Raw genomic sequence first — 21,339 nt, 5'->3', positions numbered from 1 at the left:
TTAGAGTTTGCTGGGATCAACGACTTCCCCTACTCGTTGTTATATGCAATTTACTACCGCACTTGTCGCATTTGAAATTTGAGGGTATATAACCCACACCGGCAGCATTACTTGCATAGACATGCTTACATTTCGGGTTTGTGCACGTTCCTATTACACCTATATTGACAAACTGGTCTATCCCATAATTATCATTTTTGATAAACTCCGGATCGGCCAAGTGTAATGTCATATCGTCCAGATGGCGCACATCACGGAAGATTACCGTGCCATATATCCCTTCTACCGAACTTGCTTTCAGCATAACCGTGCCATACGCATCAGCCAATGTCACGGTGCGGTTCTCGCCGTCCCACTTCTCACCGGTCAGCGACTCACAGAACCTGTATGCCTCATCCTTCGAGCTGACAAGCAAGAAGGACTCGCCGTTCTTTTCATTCACACGCATTTGGGCGATATTTAGAATCAGTTGGTCTATTAGTTGATCCACCTGTTCTTCGCCGGTCTGCGTGTCGTTTCGGTGTTCGTCGTTGTCGCTGCAAGCTGTGAATGTAACCATTGCCATCAGGGTGGCAAATACAATCGTTAAAATCCTTTTTCCCATAATCCTTTATTGTTTTAATCTTCCATTTATTATTACCGACTGATGATCACCAATGTTTTTTCTTGATCCAAGGCAGTCTTTACTTCTTTCTCTCCTTTGGTAACTTTACAGAGACTTAGGTCATCGCCCATCACTTCCTCTATTTTCAGACGGCCTATCTCCTGGCGGGCTTCCCGTCCGGCAATGGTTTTTAGGACGTAGATGTTGAACTGTTGTCCTTTGCCTACCCGACATCCGGTTCCCAAATCAATGTATACCGTCCGTTGCTTGTCCTTCTTTTCTTCACCACGCTCCACGATGCTGCCATAAAGGGGGTAGCGGTGGTTGTAGTATTCGGATATGCGGGAGGCCAAGCGGTCGATTGCATCGTTCAACGCCTTGTCGGCCGTAGTCATCCAGGAGATGTCACTGTCGGTCATGCTGAATATATGGCTATCCACCGCTTCGTCCGTACGGGCGTCTTTCAGATTGAGAGTGACGTTGATAAGCACTTTGTAAGATTGTTCGGCCGGCTTGTCTTTGACAGTGGAAGGGGTGACTTGCGAAGTGCCAGTAATACTGTTGATGGTGCCGTCCACATAGAGAGCTTCTTCGTTACCCGCCAGTTCATCGAAGTGGAAGTCTCCGTCGATGACCCGAAATCGTGTGACGTCGCTTAATGCTTTCACGATAGCCTCCCGCACCGAAGGGGCATATTCATCGTGCTGGGTAGTACTCTTGCCGGTGACGGCGGTGGTAGCCAGATCGGTCAGGATGCTGCCTACGGTCTGTTTTTTGGTGTGTGCCTTGTCCACGTAACGAATGTCTCCCACGGATACCTTGGGGAAACTATTACGCGAGCTTTGCGCCCGCAGGGCTGCTTCCGGAAACAGTGCCGGAAGCAGCAAGACGAGGGCTATGAATGTTCTTAGTTTCATTTTTCAGAATTTAAATTATCATCAATTCTCCATACCGGGTTTTCGACAATCTGCAGTGCATCCTCTTCGACTGCTGCGGCGCGGGTATGTAAGTAGTTGCCACCGATGTTGAACGAAGGCAACCATTGGCGCAGGCGGTAAACATCGATGGTGGAGTAGTTCACCGGATCGTCCTGGCGACCCTGTTGATAGGTGTTGATTTCATCTTGCTGGCTGCGTGTCATGAAGATGTTGTAGAACCTATCTACGTTCGCAAAATCTGTGGCTCCGAGCGAGTCGGAGAGGATGGGGAATTGGGCCATACTGCTTGCCAGCATAGTCAGATCCACAGGGTATGCTTTACCCTCTTTGTCATACAGGCGGTTGACGGCATGTCCGGGTACGAATTCAACGGTGCATTTCACACCTTGGTTGATGCACCATGACGCGAAAGCGGCCGATAGTTCCATACAGTAGCCTTGCTGATTGTGGAAAATATCGTCGATGGTACGTATATATTGCACATCGGCCGTGTAATTCGGACTTTGCAGCTGGCCGCCATCAGAGACAGTATAGAAGATGCGGTGTTTCATCATCAGGTAGGTGAAGGCACGTGCCGTACTGTTCAACAATTGTTCGCTATTGGGGCTCGCCATGCCGCTGATTGTAGGCAGGTAACCGTCGTTCAGGATCTCCTTTTTCAATTGCTCCACCAAAGCCGAGTGTTCGTCAATGTAGCCCATAAGGAACGCACCTGTCTGGGGACATAGCACTTCATCGTTTTCCTGGACGGGATAACTTCCGAAATCAGATTGCTTGATGAGGTTGATTTTCTGCTGATTCTCCTTTTGGAGCAAGACCGGGTCGGGAATGTAGCAGTGCAGGCTGCGACAGTTGAACTGCTGCGTGAAGTGGTCCACGGTATCACCTTCCAGGAGCAGGGTCCAGGCCAATTCCACCGGCTTGTCTGTATGCCAATGCAACAGGGCATCGATATTCCACTTCACGGGATAGGTCAGGTGGATTAACTCGTCTGTCAGCCCTTCGGGCACGGTAGCGCTGAACACCGCAGCATGGCATACGGGGCTTTCGTCCATCCGCAACGTGAAGCGGGTCCCTGCACCGGGGTTGCGCATGCTGATGCCCATATCGTCGGTGATAAACTTTTGGGCGAACTCGCTGTCGCTATAGGCACGTCTCACCCCGTCGGCTTGCAGTAGCCAACTGGGGTAGAGCGAGTAGCCGTCATCAAGCAGACCGTAGTAGCACAGTGAGTGTGCCTCTGCCAGCCACTCACCCGGCTCGAAGCCGGGTGTTTGTGTGGGTTCGGGATTCTCGGTGTAATAGTTATTGGTCACCTTGTCGCATGCAAGCATGAGCAGCAGGATGAGGACAAGAGGAATGTATGTCTTCTGTTTCATCATTTTTAATACTTGTTTATTCCTTTATTACTGATACGCAGGTTGCGACCGATTTGTTTGCCTTTGTTGTCCTTCAACCGGAATGTATATGCGTTTTTCAAGCCGGAGAACTTAGAGCCGAAGCTCTCCAACGTTTTCAGCATGGTGTTCCAACGCTCCTCCATCTGCCTGTCCAGAATCTTTTCTTCAGGCGCACAATAGCCTTTTGAAATATCCTTGTACTCCCGGACGCTGTTCAGGAACGTTTGGATAAGTTCCATCTCTTTGTCATCTTGATAATTGTCTGCCACTGCTGAATAGCTCTTGGTGAAGCGGTTGGGAACAGGTAGCTCGATGCGGACTCGGGATTTATGAACACTCGTTTTAGCATGTCCGGTACTACTTCCAAAACTGCTGGCGAATTTGGCATTGAATTCAAGTTCGACATCCATGTTGAACGCCTTGTTTCCACGTCTTTCGGTATTGTTTACCAACCAGTTCCATGACTGGCGCGTTGCACAACTCTTGATGCTGATAGAGTTCTTATCCGGTGTTGAAACGAGATTAGCATTAAATCCCTTCAGCTTACTTTTATATTTCCTCTATAAATAAACAAACGTGAGTTCGAAATAAGTACCATAACCTTCCTCAGAATAACAGTCAAGCCATGTTTAATAACATGTATGTGTAAAAATATAACAAAAAGTTTGTATTAAAGAAAAATAAACCTGTCCTTTGACGAAAAGATTTTAACTATGAAAAACACAAAGAGATAACATTGCCACAGTCTTGACTATGAAATGTATGATCTTTGGGAGGGAGTCTGTATAAGGGTCCCTTTTTTCTTATTATTTTCTGTGTAATAAAAGTTACACTAACCTTATTTCGAACTCCCGTTAAAATAAGATCACTTTGTAGCTGTCCCTACATTTTGTCTATGCAGAGAGTGATAAATAATTTCCTCTTCGAGCTTGTTTGTCTCAGACGCAATTCCTTGCCAGAGCGTGCCTGTATACCAGTTTGCAAAAACGGGGTTTACTCCACCACAAATATAAGGGTCTTGGAACGCTCATTAAGAAGCAACCATTAATTCACAAATGGCATATAAGGTTGCTTTTTAGCTAATAAATTCCAAATAACAACGAGTAGCTTTCGAGCATTTGCCATTAAAGCCTTGTTGTGATTCATTCTCTTTTTCAAGGTATGATATCTGCTATAAAATTTAGATGTTTGAGTCCTGCAGGCTCCCCATGCACATTGTGTAAGCATAACACGTAAATACTTGTTTCCATGTAAAGTCTTTCTTCCTTTGATCTTTCCTGCACTTTGATCATTTCGCGGTCTTAATCCAGCCCAGCCAACTAAAGCTGATGCTGTTAGAAAGGCTTTCATGTCAACACCGATTTCTGCTATGATTCTCATAGCGCTTTCCTCTTTTATCCCAGGAGCTGTTTGAAGGATTTCCAGTTCCTCGGCATAATGTCCCTCGCAAATTATTCGCATTTTCTCTTTACACTCAAGAAGCTGACGATCATAAAGTTCCACTTCTTCCAAACTCATTTTAAGCATGTCTCTGTCTGATGAAGATACAATACCAGTCAAAGACGACTTAATAACCTCATGACAATGTTTATTACGAATACGCTTGTGAACCAACAGAGCTAATACTTCAGAATCAGTTTCACCACAGATTAATGCATTGACCACCTTACGCATGGATTTACAACCAATATCAGAAACATAATTACTCAAACGAATATTGCAACGTTGCAACGTTAGATCGATAGCAGATTCAGCTTGCTGTTTGCGACGAGTCAAATGGAAGATACGACGACTGTACTGACGTAATTCCTGTATTTTTGAATCAGGAATATAACTTCCCTTAATTAGCTCTTTCTGAAGAACAGTCGCAATCCATTGGGCATCTTTAATATCAGTTTTACGACCAGGGAGTTGACGGATGAAATAAGGGTTAACCAATTTAACATCAAAATCGCATTCCAAAATGCGCCAAATAGGAACCCAATAAATACTGGTGCTTTCCATTGCAACTTTACCAACACCATGAGAGACTAAAGTGTCACGAAGGCGATCCAGTTCCGGTGTTAAAGTTCCAAACACATCTTCAATTTTCTCACCGTTTGCTGTGAGAATACACATAAAGACACTATCTTTATGCACATCAAGACCACAAACTCTGTCCATAAGATATAGTTTTTTTGTATTACAACTTTAAAATAACGAAAGTCGGTGGAATAACAGCAGGGAGTGGTCTTTATTTTTATTAGACGCGCTTATAAATCTCAATTTTTATGTAAGTTTGTATTTGTCCGGTATATCATACTCCCATGAATACTTGGCACCGTCCTTTTTAAGATTTACATTGATTTCCTTGCTGATCTCACTTACAGTCTGCTGATGTGTGAAGCCACCGGTCAGTTTGGCTGCCCGTCCATCGTCGTATCCTAAAACGGCATTCAAGCTCCATCCGTCAACGATATCCGTCTTTTGTGTGACCCCTTCATTTTCGGGCTGCGGATTCCACATATCTTTCAATGTATAGCCTTCAGTATCCAATGTCGGGTAAACACTCAGACCGCCATACGTATATCCGGCAACTTTATAACGATGACCCTGCACATCGTATTTGTGACTATAATATTGATCGAATTTCAGCAAATCTCCCGGATATCTCTCTTCTAACAACACGTGGTAGTAGTCCTGTTTGGTGTCAAAGTTATAGAGGGTAGATACCCATGTTTTGAGTTCCGCGTTATAAGTGAATACTTGATTATCTGCCGCACGTTTGAGGTGGCAAGGGAGAAGGATTGTCTCCAATGCTGCCGAGTTCAGCATTTCGCCGTCCGATGCGCGTGTCTTGGTTGTTCCGTTCAGCCATTCAGCTACTTTTTCGGCAAAGAGGCCGTACTCGTAGTCAGAGGGTTTGTCCGGTGTGAGATCTTCTGTTTCGGTACGGGTCTGTGTACTGCCATCTTCATGCTCTTCGGTAATGACATTTTCGATGGTAACCGGTTCACCGTTGTAGATGTCGCGCAGGTCAAGATGATTGTTGCGGCTTATGATGTAAGAATCACGCTCCAGCGGATTACCTTTTTCTCCCGCCCGGGTCAGGGCTTCCCCTCCGTTCATGTTCTGCTCCAACCACTCCATGAAGTTGTCCAGTTGGTCGTACATAACGAGGTCGAAGAACATCAGTGCCATGGCATTGGGTTTGTGCAGATAGACAGCTCCGCCACGGTCGAACACTTCCTTTATTTCATACACCATTTCCTCACTGATTTCCATCAACGCATCGTAGTCCAGAAAGACTATCTCCACGTCGTCAGCCATTTCTGTGTCGGCGGGGCTGTGGTCGTAGCGTTGTCCGGTCATACGTTTCAGCACGTAGGGAGCTACTTCGTCGAAGTGCTCGCCCAACACGGCGTAGTTTTTTCCCACGGTCGTCTTCACTTCATCTTCGGTGGGAATGGTAATATTCACTTCCGGCTCGTCGAAGTCGGGAGCCAATTCGTCGTCCTTGCACGAGGCAAGGACGAACACCATCGTCCCTCCAATCAGGAGGGAGAGGTATTTGGCTAATAGATTTGTTGTCATATCGTAATGTCTTGTTTCTAATGATTAGAATGCGATGAACGGTCTTACGTAGAACACCTCATCTTCGGCATTGAAGTGCGCTTTGTCTCCAAACTCTACATCCTTGTTTTCGCCTCGAAGTACGCAAGTGGTCACCCAATTGTAATATCTGTAATTGAAGTTCCCTAAATCCTCTAACTCCGCATAGAGTGAACTACTTGCATACACCCGGTCTCTCACCAGCGGATCTCCTCCAGCCTTCTCGAATGCCTCGTCGGAGAGAGAGGTGGCAGATAATAGATCATTCCTTGAAGGGATGAACCAACCTTTGTTGGATTTGGGGTTTGCCACCGGATAGTTGAGGGCATAGTACAGAACAGGATACCACTCCTTGCTTGGCTCTTTCCCGTCTCTTTGGGCGGCAGCCAGCATCAGGTTATGGGTATTGTTGTAACCTGCACCGTCATCAAGGAGCGGCCAATTGCTAGAGCCCTTTTTGCTGAAGGGGGTAGCGTCGCCCCACGCACAGGGTGTCTGGTTGGCATCGTGCAGTGCTATGGCAAAGCCATTGATGCCATTGGGGAGCTTACTGTCGCTTGTTCCGCCTACGCAAACGATACCTATACAGTTACGCTTCTGCTCCTCGGTCAGCTTTGTTTTGGCGGGGAGGAAGCTGCCGTCGCTCATATAGTAGCTGCCTTTCCCAAAGAGATTCACACCGTTGGGGCCAATGTAGAGGGGCGAACCTATTTCTTTCCCTTCTCCGTTGGTCATACGAATGATATAGTTGTTCTTTACAGCCGACAGATCAAGCTTTTTCTTTTCCAATGCCTGTTTTGCTTCATACCATTTTCTCTCCAGTAGGTTTTTCAGCGAGTTCTCGGAATCGCGGCAATACTGGTTGTCCTTCAGTTCCTTGTATTGCCGGCAGCTATTCAGGAGGGTTTCCACGGCATTCCAGTCGGAATACTTTTCATCGGGGGCAATGGTGTGTTTGCTTATATACCGGTTAGGCGAAGGCAGTGAGGTGGTGATTACATCGTTGTAAATGTCGACATATTTAAAGCACTCTCCTCCAGATTGCATTTTCCATGCCACGTGGAATCTGAATTTGTTGTGTATCTTCATCTTGAAGGGGTTTAAGCCTCTCTTTGCCGTGTTACTCACTTTATAGGTGAACGATTGTCGTGTAACGACATTCTTACAGTTAGGATGAGATAGGTCAAGGAATTTCAATGTGTAATAGTTGTCTGCTTCATTCGAAAAGTAAAACCAATATTTGCTTCCATTATGGGTCTCAGAGGGCTCATAGTAGAATTTGGTGAGTCTCTCTTCCGGTGCCAAGGCCAATACTTCGGGATGATACGTGCTTTCCAGCTTACCCACAATCGTGTTGTCCTGGCATACGTCGGAGCCTGCCGCCCATCCATCTACAGACAGGGTTGTGGGCACCTCCCCTTTGGCAAGTGGCTGAAGATTACCGGTTGTTACATTATACCCATCTGCTTCCAATTGGGGCAAATCGATGGCGTGTGAACCGTATGTATATCCTCTTGCTCTATGTACTTGCGCAGTCATGATGGGACCAGTACGGCTCTTAAAATAATATTCTCCTTTGGCGAATGATTCCACCGGTATCATCTGTTCTACTGTTACATAGTAGAAGTCTTCATTCTCCTGTGGAGAGTAGAGCGATGCAGCCCGTATTTTAATCTCAGCGTTGGCGGTTATCTGCTTGTCGTCTCCTATGCGTTGTACGCGGCAAGGTGCCAAAATGGTCTTTGTATAGGGCATTTCCAAGTCTGCACCTCCGTTGGCACGTGTTTTCGTCTGGACACCATCATCGTTCAGCCATTTCGCTACGCTTTCGGCAAAGAGACCGTACTCGTAGTCGGTGGGTTCGGTGGGGGTGAATGTCTCGGTGACGGTCCGGGTCTGTTCCTTGCCGTTTTCGTCCACTTCGGTGACGGTCGCTTCACGGGTGATCTCTTTTCCGTCGTAGATGTCCTGCATGTCGAGGGAGCTGTTGCGCGAGAGGATGTAGCTGTCACGCGTCAATGGGTCGCCGTCTTGTGCAGTGCGGGTGTCGATTTTGCCACCGCCCGTATTCTCTTCCATCCACTCCATGAAGTCGTCCAACTCATCGTTCACAAGCATTTGGAAGAAGGCAAGCGCCAAGGCATTGGGCTTGTGCATGTAGATGAACCCATTGCGGTCGTACAACTCTTTGAGTTCGTAGGCCATCTCTTTGTGCATACCGGTTAGTGCTTTGGTGTCCATAAACACCACCTCCACGTCGTCTGCTATCTCTGTGTCGGCAGGCGTGTAGTTGTAGCGTTGTCCGGTCATACGTTTCATCACGTAGGGGGTTACTTCATCGAATTGATCGCCCAATACAGCGTAGGTTTTTCCCACGGTCGTCTTCACTTCGTCTTCGGTGGGAATGGGGATATTCACATCCGGCTCGTCAATGTCGGGAATCAGTTCATCGTCCTTGCACGAGGCAAGTCCGAATGTCATCATTCCTGCCAATAGCAGGGAAAGGGCTTTGATGGATAGATTTGTTCTCATTTCGTTTGTTATTATGGATTATTTATCTTTGTCTCTTAGGTTCGATAATATTCTTGCTTCCGCAACGACCGCATTTATTGCCGATGGGCCTAGCGGCACTGGTCCACCAATCGCAATCGCCACATCTCCATACCCGTATCGGTTCGCGCATTTCATGGTAATGGCTGGGGTTGTCTCCATCCAAGTACTCCTTGGGAGCGATGATGAGGGAGAGCACCGGATAGTCACAACTCTTTAGCCCGGTGAACGAAACGGTGCAAAAGATACTCTCGTCCGCAGCGGGCGCAAGCGAGATGATGCCGCAGTCGTCTGGGAGTTCGACCGTGCGCGGCTTGCCGTCCCACGTGTCGGCAATCAGGCGTTCGCATAGTTTGTGGGCAGCCTCTTTCGAGTCGGCAACCAGTATCATATTAGGGGCATTCTCCTCTGCCTGATAAAGTTTTTCGGCATCGGCCTGGTCGGCAATTACCATACTGATATTTTTCAACATCTCTCCGCCCGACATTGTCCGGGACGCATCGTCATCGCCACAAGCAGTGAATGCGGCCATTGCCATCATTGCGGCAAATACAATCATAAAAAACTTCTTTTCCATATACATTATTATAATAGGGGTTTACGTGAATATGAATTTGAGGAGAAACAACACCGACAGCACATACATGGTAGGGCTAACCTCCCGGTGTCTGCCCATGCCCAGTTTGAGCAACACATAACAGAGCATACCCAAGATGATGCCATTGGCAACGGAGTAGGTCAGCACCATGGTTATGATGGTGATGAACGCAGGAAGTGCCTCTGCTATATTCTTCATGTCTATTCGGGTGATGGACTCCATCATAAAGACACCCACCAGCACCAATGTTCCGGTCGTGGCAGCACCGGGGATGAGCAGGAAGATGGGGGCGAAGAAGATGGCCAAGAGGAACATCCCTCCGGTGACCAGCGAGGTAAACCCGGAACGCCCGCCTTCGGCAACGCCCGAAGCACTCTCCAAATAGGTGGTAATCGTAGAACAACCCAGTATGGCACCAAAGGTGGAACCGATGGCATCGGCCAGCATAGTCTCTTTTGCACGGGGGATTTCGCCGTTCTCTTTCACAATCCCGATCCGGTAGGTAAGGGCTACCAATGTGCCGATGGTGTCGAACATATCCATGAACAGCAGGGTGAAGATGATCACCGCCATGTCGAGCGTGAACAGCTGGCTGAAGTCGAATTGACAGAAGGTGGGAGCCAGCGAGTGGGGCGTGGAGATGGGCAGGAATCCTTCGGGAATCGTAGTCACCCCCAACGGAATGCCGATGAGCGTACAAATCAGGATGCTGTAGAACAATGCCCCCTTCACCTGCTTCACCACGAGCAAGCCACTCAGCAGGATGCCTGTCAATGCCAACACGGAGACGGGCGTGAAGGGGCCGAACGTCACGAACGTAGCCGGGTCGGAGACGATGATGCCGGCGTTCTTCAGTCCGATAAAGGCGATGAACATCCCGATGCCGACGGAGATGGCGTAGCGCAACGTGGCAGGAATACTGTTCAGCACAATCTCGCGCACGTTGAAGAAAGTAATGAGGATGAAGATAAGCCCCTCCACAAACAAGGCTGCCATAGCCACTTGCCACGGGTAGCCCATACCTTGCACCAGCGTGAAGGCGAAGAAGGCATTAATCCCCATGCTGGGTGCCTGTGCCAAGGGCAGCTTTGCCATGAAGGCAAGCAACAGGGTGGAGAGGGCGGTGGCAAGAGCGGTAGCCGTGAACACGGCACCCTTGTCCATTCCGGTGGAAGAGAGAATAGAGGTGTTCACCGCAAGGATGTAGCTCATGGTAAGGAAGGTGGTGATTCCGGCGATGCTCTCCGTGCGTAGTGTCATGGTCGTGGAGTCGAAACCCAGTAATTTCTTTAGCATATCTTTTCGGTTATTTTTTGATAAACGCTTTTGTTGCGACATTCGCAACAAAAGCGTTTATTGACCGGTTATTTTCTAATATTATTTCTATTATTTCATTGATTTAGCTGTGTTCCAAGCATGCTTCAGCGTATATTCGATTCTTTCCGCTTGCTGCGGTGTGCATCCTAAATGCGTGTTTTTCGACGGGTCGAGTCCGTAGACACCGCTACTCTGTTCCTCCGTCAATCCTAAATAAGAGCCCAGTCCGGTCAGGAAAAAGGAAATCCCGTGTATGGGTTCCACCAAGCTGTTGATGTAGATGACATGGGGCAGCGTGGGTTGATTCACGGTATGGCAACCGGAGAGTTGGCAACCTTCGGGAAACTGCGGATATTGCCCAAAAAGGTTGTTGGCAGTTAGCGCAAAAGGCACGATGACGACGTTGAGGTAGGCATCAGGGTTCCAATAAAGGTCGGGATACTCCAGATTCAACGCATCCGCACGTCCGTCGAAACAGATTACGGGTGCGTCGCTGCTACGGTGTATGCCGGCTTTTGCCAACTTCGTGCCGTCGGGTGCTTGACGGGCAGCTTCCAACCGCACACGAGTGTCGGTCAGTCCGGCTGTCGCAGCGGCATTGCCCAGCACGGCATTGGCGGCTGCTATCCATTCGCGCACCGTTTCGTCATCAAAACGAATTTGGGGCAAACTCGGATGATCAAAGAGGTGGAACACTACAGGCAGGGTGCGTATTTCGCCTTCGGTCTCCGCTTTTGCTTCGGGCAGGGTAGGGATATCGCCCACCATGGTGTTGCTGAAGTACTCCTTCCGGTTAGTCACGAGCGAGAAGGTGTAGTAATGGCGTGCTCCACCTGCCAACGGTGACAGTGTCACTTGGTCTGCCCAAGTGGCGGATGGCGTATGCAACGCATGGTTGATTCCATCTGCTGCCCCGGTCAGGTAGATGTCCTGCTTGCTCAAAGGCGCTTGTTCGCTTTGGCGGTACACGCGGAGCATCAGCACCTCCTCGTCGGCGGGGAGCGGAGTCGGAGCTTTTACTTCCAACTGCAGTGTGGGGTTGAATAGCGAGCCGTTCGGCGCGTGTCCTGCCTGTTGTATCTTCAGCAACACCGGTGCGTCGGCGTTCCGCTCAGCCCCACGAGCCATTGTCGGCTGCGTGAGGCAGATGGATAGTATCGTTAAGGTGAGAAAACGGAAAATAGATGTTTTGTTCATAACTCTTTGCTTTTAGGAGACTTGCCCTTTATTCATTAAAAACAATACTTTACACCGACCTGCAAGGCAAACGTGGTGTTGTATTGTGGTTGTTTGGTGTGCTTCATATAATCCTTGGTGATGGAAGTCAGCGCGTAGTAGCAACGGCCTTCTGCTTCCAGCTCGATATGAGGGCGGATGCGGTAAGATACACCAACGCCGCCTACCAGTCCGGCATCGAAACGATTGTCGCGCTTGGAGTTGAACTCGTATTTATGGTCGTAAGCCACGAAAACGCCCGGGTCTTTATCTGCCATCAAGTCATCCAGTATGGCGCTGTTGCTCTCCTCCATACCCTGCACCTGGCTTTTCGCCCAGTAGCCCATGTAGCCTCCGGCATGGAGGAATCCGCGTACCTTTTCACCCCCGAAAGAGAAGCGTGCCATCACGGGCAGCGCGAGGTAATGGTCGCGGCGGTCGCGGTAGGTGGGGTTATAGACACGAGACATGGTGTTCCCTTTTTGCAGGTAAGTGAGGTCGGCACGTACCGCCAGCCAATCCAGAATGCCATATTCCACAGGGATACCCACGGTCAGACCGCCCAGGCCGTCGTAGTTGAAGTCGTAGGCATATTGTGTGTCGATGCTATAACTGTTATAGGTATATCCGGCGTTTAGCCCTACTTTCCATTGCGCGGCAGCTTGATCGGACAGGAAGATGGCAGCTAAGAACAGCAGACCGGTTATTATCCATTTGTTTTGTTTCATATTTTCTTTCTTATCAGTTGTTATACAATGTCATGTCGCTCTCTTATTTCTTGCCATGCAGGAAGTTGATGGCGTATTCCAGCTGGTCGTCTATGTGCTGTTTGGTAAACCGTTCGAAATCTTGTTTCACCGGAATGTCTGGTGTGATCCCTATGCCTTCCAGCTGTTCGCCATCGTGTGTGCGCGACATCCATGTGCTGGTATAAACAAAGTAGCTTGTATTTTCTAAATTCCTGTCGCCAAACTGTCCGGAAAAGGAGGTATGGGTTTTAGTAGTCAAGGGGCCAAGGCCGCCGAACGTGCGCTGACCTATCACCGTGGCGTAAGGCAGCTGCTTGACTGCTGCCGCTGTCATTTCCGACATACTCACCGACCAATTGTCTGTCAGCAACACTAACTTCCGGTCGCCGATGCAGTTGGTTTCGGGCAGTTTTCCATCCCAGTCCAACATTTCTCCTACTTGCCGTTGTGTGGTAACTTGTGCATTGAAGGGATTCCATTCGCCGTAGTCCAAGCGTCCCAGTCCTATCTTAGTCTTTGTGTCGAGCACATGTATGTCTTCCTTCAGCAGCGGTCCCAGTACGGTGAACATATCCCACAAAATGCCTCCCCCGTTGTTGCGCACATCGACGATGACTCCTTTGATCTCCTGGTTGAACACGAGTTGGTTCATATATTCACAATAGACCTCCTTCGCTTCACGTGCTTCGGTATTCTCCGGGTTGTCCGCTTTAGATATCTGTTCGATGATTGCGAAGTTGCTGAATCTCAGGTAAAGGATATCATTGTCGATAACGTAGGTGAACAGATGATCAAAGTTGGCTTCGGGGTTGTTGTTGACGAACTCGTAGTCGTTTGTGATGCGCCCCGCTGCTTTCAGCTTGTTGCGATACACTTGGAAGCCTTCGCGGGGGATATCCAGAAAGAAGTCTTCCCGTTGTAACACTTCCATCCCGCCGGGATGGACAGAGACGATGTCCGTTTGATCGCCGGGGGCGGGCTTCAGGTTTTTCACCTTGATATTCATGTGATGGTCGATCAGCGTGCCGCATACCTCCTCGTAGAGTTTCTGCAAGTCGGCTGTCGGAACGGTGTCCTTCTTGTCCAGCTCTTCAAAGCGCGGGCGATACTGGGTGTAGACGGCATCCCAATCGGTCGGGTCTATCTCCCAAAACACATAGTTCTGGTTGATTCCGCTCCAGATGATGTCAAACTGTTCGGTCAGCGTATCTTTACCTTCGAGCATGCCGGGTTGTATCACATCGTCCGCCTCATCGCGGCAGGCGGTCAGCAAGGCCAACAGGGTGGCCAGTATCCATATATTTATTTTAATTTTACTCATTGTTGTTTTATTCGTTTCCTTCGTTTTCATTCAAATTGTTTTCCGGGGATTGCATATCGTCCGAATCGATGTCGTAGGAGTTTTTCTCCAACAGTTTCCCTGCTTCATCCAGTTCCTCCTGTGTGATGCGAAGCACCTGTTTGTTGCGCTCGTTCAACTGGCAGACAATGTCGTGGGTGTTTCTCAACATTTGCGTGATGTTGGGATGTATTTGCAACACATACCGCACGTCGTTCCGCATGAGGAGCGCCTTTGCCGCCTTTTCAACGTCCGGGTAGTCCATAGGCGGACACTCGCCCCAGTAGGCTTGAAAGGCTTTCATACGCAATGCTTCCATCCTCTTGTACTCTTCGTTGCACACATCCAGCACGCTATAACAGTTGCCTATCCGCCCGATCACCTTCTCATCGTCCAAGCATTGCCACACCTCAAAGCTATTGGAGAAGATGCTGCTCGTGGTATAGTCCGTCATCAGCAATCGGCGTGAGCCGAAGGCGTTGATGAATATTCGCAACGAGTCGTCTCCCATCTCTCCCAAGCGGTCGGGCATAAGAGAAGCGGCCCGTGTGAAAAGCGTGTCGTATTGCTGCAACTCGTCCAAGAGCGTCTGCATGTTCCGGGTTGAGGCATCCAGGTTGTGCAAGGTGAGCAGCACGGTCTTCCGTGCCATCTCAGCTTTGCTCCGGTTCTCCAAATGGAAACTCGTCCCGAATGTGAGGAGGATACCGATTATGGTACCCACCGTACATCCGGTCGTGTTTTTCCACCAATCCGTATCAAAGAATTGTTTCATCCTTTGGTAATCCGTTTACTCGATGACGATTTTGAATCTCATGTCGGCACAAACAGGGTTGTATGTCTTGCCGTTGTATTTCCAAGGCTGGCTGCAACGCTGTACGTAGTAGTAGGTGCCCGGAGCGTAGTTGAATTCAGCATCTCCCATCAGGCTCACGCTACATTTGGTATTGCCGTTGGCATCTGTGTCAAACAAGCCCACGATGAAAGGCGCGTCGTCTACCGGTTCACCGTTCGCGTTCAGCAGGCCGAATTCTACGGCTTGGAATGGTTCCTTTCTCAATATACCGATGTGTCTGAGTTTGTGGGTTACATCGATGTCGAATTCCTTTTCGAAGTCCGGGTTGCTCAGTTCGGCTACCGATACGGTCAGCGCATCGTCTTCCACGGTTGTCAGCGGTGTGCAAGCTGTCGTTGTCAGCGGCAGGCTGGCTACACGGTTGTTCTTGGAAGTGAGCAGCACGTTGAAGTCAAGCGGGCTGAATGTCGGGATAGCTTTCTGCACCTCTTCCAGTTTTTCGGGGTTTATCCTCAGTGTGAAGCCAACCTCGCCAGCCAAGGGAGTTTTGATGAAGTGGGCAACGCCTATCGGATGGGATGGAGTTCCGTCAACCACCTTGATGTTTTCTGTATCGATCAGGTCGAGGTTTTCCGGCAGCAGAGGCTTGAGGGCTACCGGCAGGCCGGTTGCATACAAGTTTTCTTTGTCGGCACTGTAGTAGTTGAACCCTTTGGGCTGTTCCAGTTGGAACTTGTTTTCGATGGCAAACGGGTCGTACACGGAAAACAAGACGTTGCTGGGTGTTCCACCGGTCTGGGCTATGGACAGAGTAATGGCGTTTTCTTGCTTGATTTGTGTAAAGTCGGTTACTTTGGCATTCAATACCCATTTGCCATTTCCTTTGGATGTGAAACCTTTTGATTCGAACGCGCTGTTTCCTCCTACAATCGTCACCTCGTCTACTTGGGCGTCTCCGGGGACTACTTCAAATTCCAAGGCAACCTCGCCCGCTTCATTCAGTTCATAATCGGATGCGGTCGGCTGTGCGGCTTCAATGACTGCCGGTCCGTCGTCGTCACTGCATGACGGCATGGTGCAACAGATACAACCTGCCATCAACAGGGCAGATACACTTCTCCATAAATTACTTCTTTTCATTTTTGATTCTTTTTTTGATTAGTATTTGTTTTACTTCTTATTGTTTTATTGCTTTCGTATCATTCCCGCACATTATCCGACCACTAAAAATACAATAGACACCACCACAATTACCAAGGAGATGATTGTGGAGACTATTTGGATAATGGGCACAATATCTGTGTCCATAGAAAAGAATTGTCTGAATGGTAACCTACTTCGTTTCATAATGACTCGGGATGTTTTTTTACTTGGACAAAAGTAAGCGAACTATCCAAAAGGGTTTGTCGCAAATTGTCCAAGTATATCTCAAATTGTCTGTACACGTTGATATATAGTTTGTTATGACGAATACTCAATGCTGGTTCAAACCGGAAAACAGAGCGAAAAACTATCCGGTCGCAGAGAGCCTCTTTTGGCTTAGTCAAGTCGATTTATTACATTTGCCGCTGTTTTTTAAATAGGATAAAAATGAGATTAAGTTGTTTCCTGGCATTCCTCCTCCTTTGGGCGGTTGATGCTTTTCGTGCGGGTGCAGCCGTTCCCGACAGCCTGCTGACCGAACGCACGGTTCGTTCCATATATGTAAACAACCCGGACAGTGCGTTACGGCTGCTGGACGAAGCGGAGAAAAGCTCGGCTTCCGGCATCGCCCCTTTCCGGATCGACTTGTTGCGGGCCATGTGTTATGAAATCAAGCACGACCTGACTGCTAAGGAACAATGTGTGCGCCGTTCGTTGCAAAACGATTCGGTATGCCTGGTGCCGGAGCGCAGACTTTCATCCATAGTGATGCTGGCGAATATCCTGACAAGGCTGGACCAGTATGAGGAGTGCATCAGCGTGTGTCAGGAAGGCATTGAGCTGGCACGCAGCCTGTCGAACAAGCAAGAAGAAGCAGAAATGTACTCCGCAATGGCGTGCGTCTGCATCGGCATGACAAACGACGAAAAGGCACAGGAGTACTTTGAACAGGCTGTGAAGCTGCTGGAAGATACGGAGAACGTACGTGAGATGTCCCGTCTCTCGACTATTTATGGTGACTACATGTCCTTCCATATCAACCGGGACCGGATAGCAGAGGCCATTGAAATAGGCTACCGCCGTGAGGCCCTTATACAGCGCATGAGCGGGCTTCCTGGGCCTCCTCCGGGGTATATTGACCAGCAGTATGGGTTCCTTTATGCCAAAATGGCCGTGTTGTTGCACGATGAAGGGAAGAAAGAAGAGGCGGCGGAAATATTCAGGAAATACTGGTCTACCAGCTTTTCGCAAACCCTTACCGGAAAACAGTATAGTGTACCTTATCTTCTGAAAGTCAAGCAATATGCGGAAGCGGCTGATCTGAGCGACACATGTCTTTCCGCTTTTACGAATGACACCGTAAGCTATGAATATCTGATTTTGCTCAACTACCGTGCACGTGCCAGCCGTGGAATGAAACGTTTCGACCTGGCCGATGCCTTCACCCTGCGTGGCTGGGTGGTGCAAGACAGCATTTATACCCGTGAGAGCAAGAGCAAGGCACAAGAGTTCGCTTCTAAGTTCGAACTGAAAGAGAAAGAGTTGCTGTTGACCAAAGCCCATGCCTTGTCTGAACGGCGTATGCTTCTGCTGGCAGCGTCGTGTGTCCTGACGGTTCTGCTCTTTATCATCCTTTGGACGACTTTTGTGAATTTGCAAAAGACAAAGAAACGTAACCGCATTGCAGCCAAACAGATAGATGAACTGCTGGCACAACGTGAAGAGTTGCGAAAGGTGTTTGCACAACCCAAGGACACCCACGGAACAACGGAAGGAGGCGAAGCCGGCCAGCTGGAGGAGGAGACATCTGCAACCGTTACGGAAACGGAGGTGGAAGTTTCGGAGACGAAAAGCGATGAGGATTATGCACGTTTCATGAAGATGGAAAGCCTGCTTGTCGAACAGAAGCTTTTCTTGAAACCCGGATTCGGTCGTGACGACTTAACACGTGTCGCAGGTATCAACAAGAATGACCTCAGCCCCCTGTTGCGTAAATATGCGGACTCCGACAATTTCAACGATTATCTGAACAGTCTGAAAATAGAGTATTCCATCAAACTGATGAAAGAAAAGCCTTATCTTTCTGTTGATGCGATTGCCGAAGAGGCCAATTTCAACAGCCGTAGCACATTCTACAGGGCTTTTGTCAAGATTTCGGGAATGACGCCTGCACAATATATGCGTACTAAAATAGAGTAGGCTAGTTTATTCTTGATGTTATACAAATATTTTAAGCATTAACTGTTACAATACATTTTTCTTTTCTATAATAAAATATACTTTCAGTCCGTAATTTGCAAAAGCTGTTATGGCTGGTAAGATATCTTAGGTGGTTGATATTGGAACTGTTCATCAGTTTGCACTGCTTAGGGTATCAAGTAACGCAAGTGTTTTTGGGGGTATGCATATTTCAATACCATCCGATCTGTATTCAACGAAAACAGTATCTTATCAAAGTCTGATTCTTTTAGAAAATAAAACAGTTTCTTCATCACATATCCATATACATAAACTTGATTTTGCCTGATGAAACATATAATCCCAAAGTTCCCCCATATCAGCAGGTTGTTCCTTGTGTTATGTATTTTTTCATCATTATTGCGGTAGTCTCTCTTCCATCCGCAAGTCGCTGAATAAGCTTTTTTGTTTTTAAAATAGGACATTTCCGCATTTTCTTAGCATGTATATTAGTCATTTGGAATTACATCCTTGTAATTTCCCTTATTTTTTATATATCGTAGAATTTTAGAGAGGAAATGAATGTTTATTCCTGTCAGCACGGTTTTTTGAATCTTGCCATATTTCCTTATCTCTTTTTCCCGATATAACAATTTCCTCATTTTTATTACCCCGTCATGACTTCCCCTTGCATGGTTCAGGGTGCGAAGCTACGTCCGGGCCCCTAAAAATCTGCAAGGCCGCTTCGCGCCCTCCGGGTTTTGGCGAAAATTTTTCAATCCGTCCAGCGGGGCGGTTGAAAATTTTTCACCAAAAGCCTTGCATATTTTCTCCCCGTCCGTATCTGCCCCCTGAAACGAGCAAGGTGAAGCCACCGACAAGGCATAAAAAAAAAGTCAATGTTATGAAAAAGAGAACGGAAATACAGCAAGATTTGAAACGAGGCTTCGGCTCCGCTCCAACCGGCATAAAAATTTTGGTGAAGTGGTCGTTGGTCGGTTTCATTGCGTATGTGGCGATGCGTTTCATGTGTGCCTTCGTGGGTGGTGTGGTGACGGGTTTAGGCGGTATTCTGCCCATGTTGGCAGGTTTGGCGGTGGTGGGTTTCCTCATCCGTGCCGTATGGCGCATCCTTTCCTCTTTCCTCTCTCTTTTCGTGCTTGCCCTTTTCATCATCCTTTTATGCGTGATACTCTGAAACGAAATATTAATCATTAAAAAACAACTCATTATGAACAACGTACATTTATTAAGAGCGAACAGAAGTTACAACAGAGACGAACAGACCGTTTCAGTCAATCAAGTGGTAGTATTGGAAGGCTACAGCTACGACAGTTATGTAGTGTATGAAGTGAGCCGCAGCAAGTGGGGAATAACCTATCATCTTATCAACTTACGAACCTACGAATTTCACACTTCCGACCTTATCCGACCTTTGTCGGAAAAATTCGGGATAGGCATCTATTACGATGATGCGAACCCCAAGTTTTTAGATCCGTTGGAAACCGCAGTCTTACTCACTAAGGCAACGGAGAAGAAAACGGAGGATGACAGAAAAGCGGAGGAAGAACGGCAGAGGAACGAACGCACCGCAAAAATCGGTGCGGAACGCCTGCGCCCCCTTATCCCGTCGGATGCAAAAGCCGTGATTATCGGTGAACTACGGATGAGCGAGTGCGACAGCTATACGGACTACTACGACTACCGTATAGAAAGAACCGTGATTTTAGGCTTTTCCACCCATACACGCAACCTCTTTTCAGAGATGCGCAAGTATGCCGTCAATTTTGAGGGAACGGCTTATTTGGCAGAGAACAACAAGGAATACGAGCACCGTGAGAATTACAGCATGGGGGACGGCATGTATTTGGGACGCAACAAGTACAGCGGTTGGACGATTTCAAAAGAGCCGATTTACGACCTTGGCAAGTTCATGGAGAGATACGCCCGCACCGCAGGGGATGAAGCCAACATTTGTCTAAAAGCACCGCAAAGGGAAGACGAAACGCAGCAGCCGACAACATCCGCAGACCTCTCAACGCTCAATATTGAAATTGTGGAGTACAGCGAAAAGGCGATAGCCGTATTCGGGGACACCAAGCCGATAAAGGACGTATTGAAAGATTTAAACGGTCTGTTCCGTGCAAACCTCACCTACAACGGTGAAAGGCGTGCAGGGTGGATTTACAGCAGGAAGCAGGAACAGAAAGTACGTGAGACGCTCGCAGCGTGCATCCACGCATGACTATACACAAAGTATGGCGGAGCAATCCGCCATATTATCAAAGAACTTCTAAACATACGATGATATGAGAACAGAAACAAGAACATATACCCTTTATCAGATAACCGAGTTATCCGGGGAAGCCAAAGAAAAGGCACATAACGAATGGTTATGCAACCGATACTTTTACGGTTGGACGGACGAGAACCGTAAAACGCTCGATACCTTTTGCGAATGCTTCGGCATTGTGTGCGGTCATTGGAGATATGATGAAATCCATTATAGTTATGACTATCGGAGCAGGCAGAAAGACTATATAGACAAGTTAAGCGGCTGGCGGTTGGCAACCTATCTGACAAACAACCATTGGAGCGACCTATATACGCCCAAATTCTATTGGAACGGAAGGAAAGGCAGAAAAAGCAGAATACTTGTAGATACCTGTTGCCCCCTTACGGGCTATTACATAGATGACTGTATTCTCGATCCGATTTATAAGTTTTTGGAATCGCCCACCGAAACAGTCACGTTTGACAGCCTTATGAACGATTGTCTCGACAGCTTTTTCCGTGCTTGTCGGGATGATATGGAGAGTACCCAAACATTGGAATACTTCACGGAAGAAAGTAACGCCAACAATTGGGAATACCTTTCGGACGGAAAACTATTCAATTAACTATCAACATTTAAAAACTTA

At 48.0% G+C, this 21,339-nt stretch carries 18 protein-coding genes; 4 read left to right on the top strand and 14 right to left on the bottom strand.

Going from position 1 to position 21,339, the window contains the following annotated elements:
• Nucleotides 1-16 precede the first annotated feature (16 nt).
• From C825_RS04960 to C825_RS04895, 14 genes are all read right to left on the bottom strand, one after another.
• Nucleotides 17-604, bottom strand: coding sequence for a hypothetical protein (locus tag C825_RS04960; protein WP_010801635.1), 588 nt, complete (start codon nt 602-604; stop codon nt 17-19).
• A gap of 32 nt (nt 605-636) precedes the next feature.
• A complete protein-coding gene (locus C825_RS04955; protein WP_010801634.1) occupies nt 637-1,521 on the bottom strand; it encodes a hypothetical protein in 885 nt (294 codons plus the stop codon).
• Nucleotides 1,518-2,924, bottom strand: a complete 1,407-nt coding sequence (locus C825_RS04950; RefSeq protein WP_010801633.1) for a hypothetical protein — start codon at nt 2,922-2,924, stop codon at nt 1,518-1,520. Before C825_RS04950 ends, C825_RS04955 begins: the two co-directional genes overlap by 4 nt.
• A gap of 2 nt (nt 2,925-2,926) precedes the next feature.
• On the bottom strand, nt 2,927-3,352 hold the full coding sequence (locus C825_RS04945) for a hypothetical protein (protein ID WP_010801632.1): 426 nt from the start codon (nt 3,350-3,352) through the stop codon (nt 2,927-2,929).
• Nucleotides 3,353-3,986: 634 nt separating this feature from the next.
• The gene (locus C825_RS04940) at nt 3,987-5,105 is read right to left on the bottom strand and encodes an IS110 family RNA-guided transposase (protein WP_010800321.1); all 1,119 of its coding nucleotides are present in this window, start codon (nt 5,103-5,105) and stop codon (nt 3,987-3,989) included.
• Nucleotides 5,106-5,210: 105 nt separating this feature from the next.
• Nucleotides 5,211-6,515 (bottom strand): hypothetical protein, encoded by a 1,305-nt coding sequence (locus C825_RS04935; protein ID WP_010801631.1) that lies wholly within the window; start codon nt 6,513-6,515, stop codon nt 5,211-5,213.
• 24 nt (nt 6,516-6,539) lie between these two features.
• The gene (locus C825_RS04930) at nt 6,540-9,065 is read right to left on the bottom strand and encodes a hypothetical protein (protein ID WP_010801630.1); all 2,526 of its coding nucleotides are present in this window, start codon (nt 9,063-9,065) and stop codon (nt 6,540-6,542) included.
• A 22-nt stretch (nt 9,066-9,087) separates the two neighbouring features.
• Nucleotides 9,088-9,624: a hypothetical protein gene (locus C825_RS04925; protein WP_228110490.1), complete on the bottom strand. Its 537-nt coding sequence runs from the start codon at nt 9,622-9,624 to the stop codon at nt 9,088-9,090.
• 57 nt (nt 9,625-9,681) lie between these two features.
• The gene (locus tag C825_RS04920; RefSeq protein WP_010801628.1) at nt 9,682-10,977 is read right to left on the bottom strand and encodes an NCS2 family permease; all 1,296 of its coding nucleotides are present in this window, start codon (nt 10,975-10,977) and stop codon (nt 9,682-9,684) included.
• A 90-nt stretch (nt 10,978-11,067) separates the two neighbouring features.
• Nucleotides 11,068-12,195: a hypothetical protein gene (locus C825_RS04915; protein ID WP_010801627.1), complete on the bottom strand. Its 1,128-nt coding sequence runs from the start codon at nt 12,193-12,195 to the stop codon at nt 11,068-11,070.
• Between the two features lie 35 nt (nt 12,196-12,230).
• Entirely contained in the window at nt 12,231-12,941 is a 711-nt protein-coding gene (locus tag C825_RS04910) for a porin family protein (RefSeq protein WP_010801626.1), read from the bottom strand.
• Between the two features lie 43 nt (nt 12,942-12,984).
• On the bottom strand, nt 12,985-14,313 hold the full coding sequence (locus C825_RS04905; protein ID WP_228110491.1) for a S41 family peptidase: 1,329 nt from the start codon (nt 14,311-14,313) through the stop codon (nt 12,985-12,987).
• Nucleotides 14,291-15,076 (bottom strand): hypothetical protein, encoded by a 786-nt coding sequence (locus tag C825_RS04900; RefSeq protein WP_010801624.1) that lies wholly within the window; start codon nt 15,074-15,076, stop codon nt 14,291-14,293. Before C825_RS04900 ends, C825_RS04905 begins: the two co-directional genes overlap by 23 nt.
• 15 nt (nt 15,077-15,091) lie before the next feature.
• Nucleotides 15,092-16,237 (bottom strand): hypothetical protein, encoded by a 1,146-nt coding sequence (locus C825_RS04895; RefSeq protein ID WP_010801623.1) that lies wholly within the window; start codon nt 16,235-16,237, stop codon nt 15,092-15,094.
• Nucleotides 16,238-16,687: 450 nt separating this feature from the next.
• On the opposite strand from C825_RS04895, the gene C825_RS04890 reads away from it, so the two are divergent.
• The 4 genes from C825_RS04890 (at nt 16,688) to C825_RS04875 (ending at nt 21,318) form a co-directional block, all read left to right on the top strand.
• Nucleotides 16,688-18,439 (top strand): AraC family transcriptional regulator, encoded by a 1,752-nt coding sequence (locus C825_RS04890; protein WP_010801622.1) that lies wholly within the window; start codon nt 16,688-16,690, stop codon nt 18,437-18,439.
• Nucleotides 18,440-19,322: 883 nt separating this feature from the next.
• Complete coding sequence (locus tag C825_RS04885; RefSeq protein ID WP_007655476.1) at nt 19,323-19,616, top strand: hypothetical protein; 294 nt, start codon at nt 19,323-19,325, stop codon at nt 19,614-19,616.
• A 33-nt stretch (nt 19,617-19,649) separates the two neighbouring features.
• Complete coding sequence (locus tag C825_RS04880; RefSeq protein WP_010801620.1) at nt 19,650-20,663, top strand: hypothetical protein; 1,014 nt, start codon at nt 19,650-19,652, stop codon at nt 20,661-20,663.
• 64 nt (nt 20,664-20,727) lie between these two features.
• Nucleotides 20,728-21,318 carry a hypothetical protein gene (locus C825_RS04875; RefSeq protein WP_010801619.1) on the top strand — a complete coding sequence of 197 codons (591 nt, stop codon included), beginning with the start codon at nt 20,728-20,730 and terminating at the stop codon, nt 21,316-21,318.
• Nucleotides 21,319-21,339: the final 21 nt, after the last annotated feature.

The sequence above is a fragment of the Parabacteroides sp. ASF519 genome, from assembly GCF_000364265.2.
Lineage (GTDB): Bacteria > Bacteroidota > Bacteroidia > Bacteroidales > Tannerellaceae > Parabacteroides > Parabacteroides goldsteinii.
The sequence above is the reverse complement of the archived record's forward strand: the minus strand, read 5'-3'. Positions and strand labels throughout refer to the sequence as shown.

Excerpts from the sequence above, each read along its gene's own strand:
- C825_RS04960 (WP_010801635.1), bottom strand. The coding sequence starts at position 604 with ATGGGAAAAAGGATTTTAACGATTGTATTTGCCACCCTGATGGCAATG.
- C825_RS04955 (WP_010801634.1), bottom strand. The coding sequence starts at position 1,521 with ATGAAACTAAGAACATTCATAGCCCTCGTCTTGCTGCTTCCGGCACTG.
- C825_RS04950 (WP_010801633.1), bottom strand. The coding sequence starts at position 2,924 with ATGATGAAACAGAAGACATACATTCCTCTTGTCCTCATCCTGCTGCTC.
- C825_RS04945 (WP_010801632.1), bottom strand. The coding sequence starts at position 3,352 with ATGGATGTCGAACTTGAATTCAATGCCAAATTCGCCAGCAGTTTTGGA.
- C825_RS04940 (WP_010800321.1), bottom strand. The coding sequence starts at position 5,105 with ATGGACAGAGTTTGTGGTCTTGATGTGCATAAAGATAGTGTCTTTATG.
- C825_RS04935 (WP_010801631.1), bottom strand. The coding sequence starts at position 6,515 with ATGACAACAAATCTATTAGCCAAATACCTCTCCCTCCTGATTGGAGGG.
- C825_RS04930 (WP_010801630.1), bottom strand. The coding sequence starts at position 9,065 with ATGAGAACAAATCTATCCATCAAAGCCCTTTCCCTGCTATTGGCAGGA.
- C825_RS04925 (WP_228110490.1), bottom strand. The coding sequence starts at position 9,624 with ATGATGGCAATGGCCGCATTCACTGCTTGTGGCGATGACGATGCGTCC.
- C825_RS04920 (WP_010801628.1), bottom strand. The coding sequence starts at position 10,977 with ATGCTAAAGAAATTACTGGGTTTCGACTCCACGACCATGACACTACGC.
- C825_RS04915 (WP_010801627.1), bottom strand. The coding sequence starts at position 12,195 with ATGAACAAAACATCTATTTTCCGTTTTCTCACCTTAACGATACTATCC.
- C825_RS04910 (WP_010801626.1), bottom strand. The coding sequence starts at position 12,941 with ATGAAACAAAACAAATGGATAATAACCGGTCTGCTGTTCTTAGCTGCC.
- C825_RS04905 (WP_228110491.1), bottom strand. The coding sequence starts at position 14,313 with ATGAAAACGAAGGAAACGAATAAAACAACAATGAGTAAAATTAAAATA.
- C825_RS04900 (WP_010801624.1), bottom strand. The coding sequence starts at position 15,076 with ATGAAACAATTCTTTGATACGGATTGGTGGAAAAACACGACCGGATGT.
- C825_RS04895 (WP_010801623.1), bottom strand. The coding sequence starts at position 16,237 with ATGAAAAGAAGTAATTTATGGAGAAGTGTATCTGCCCTGTTGATGGCA.
- C825_RS04890 (WP_010801622.1), top strand. The coding sequence starts at position 16,688 with ATGAGATTAAGTTGTTTCCTGGCATTCCTCCTCCTTTGGGCGGTTGAT.
- C825_RS04885 (WP_007655476.1), top strand. The coding sequence starts at position 19,323 with ATGAAAAAGAGAACGGAAATACAGCAAGATTTGAAACGAGGCTTCGGC.
- C825_RS04880 (WP_010801620.1), top strand. The coding sequence starts at position 19,650 with ATGAACAACGTACATTTATTAAGAGCGAACAGAAGTTACAACAGAGAC.
- C825_RS04875 (WP_010801619.1), top strand. The coding sequence starts at position 20,728 with ATGAGAACAGAAACAAGAACATATACCCTTTATCAGATAACCGAGTTA.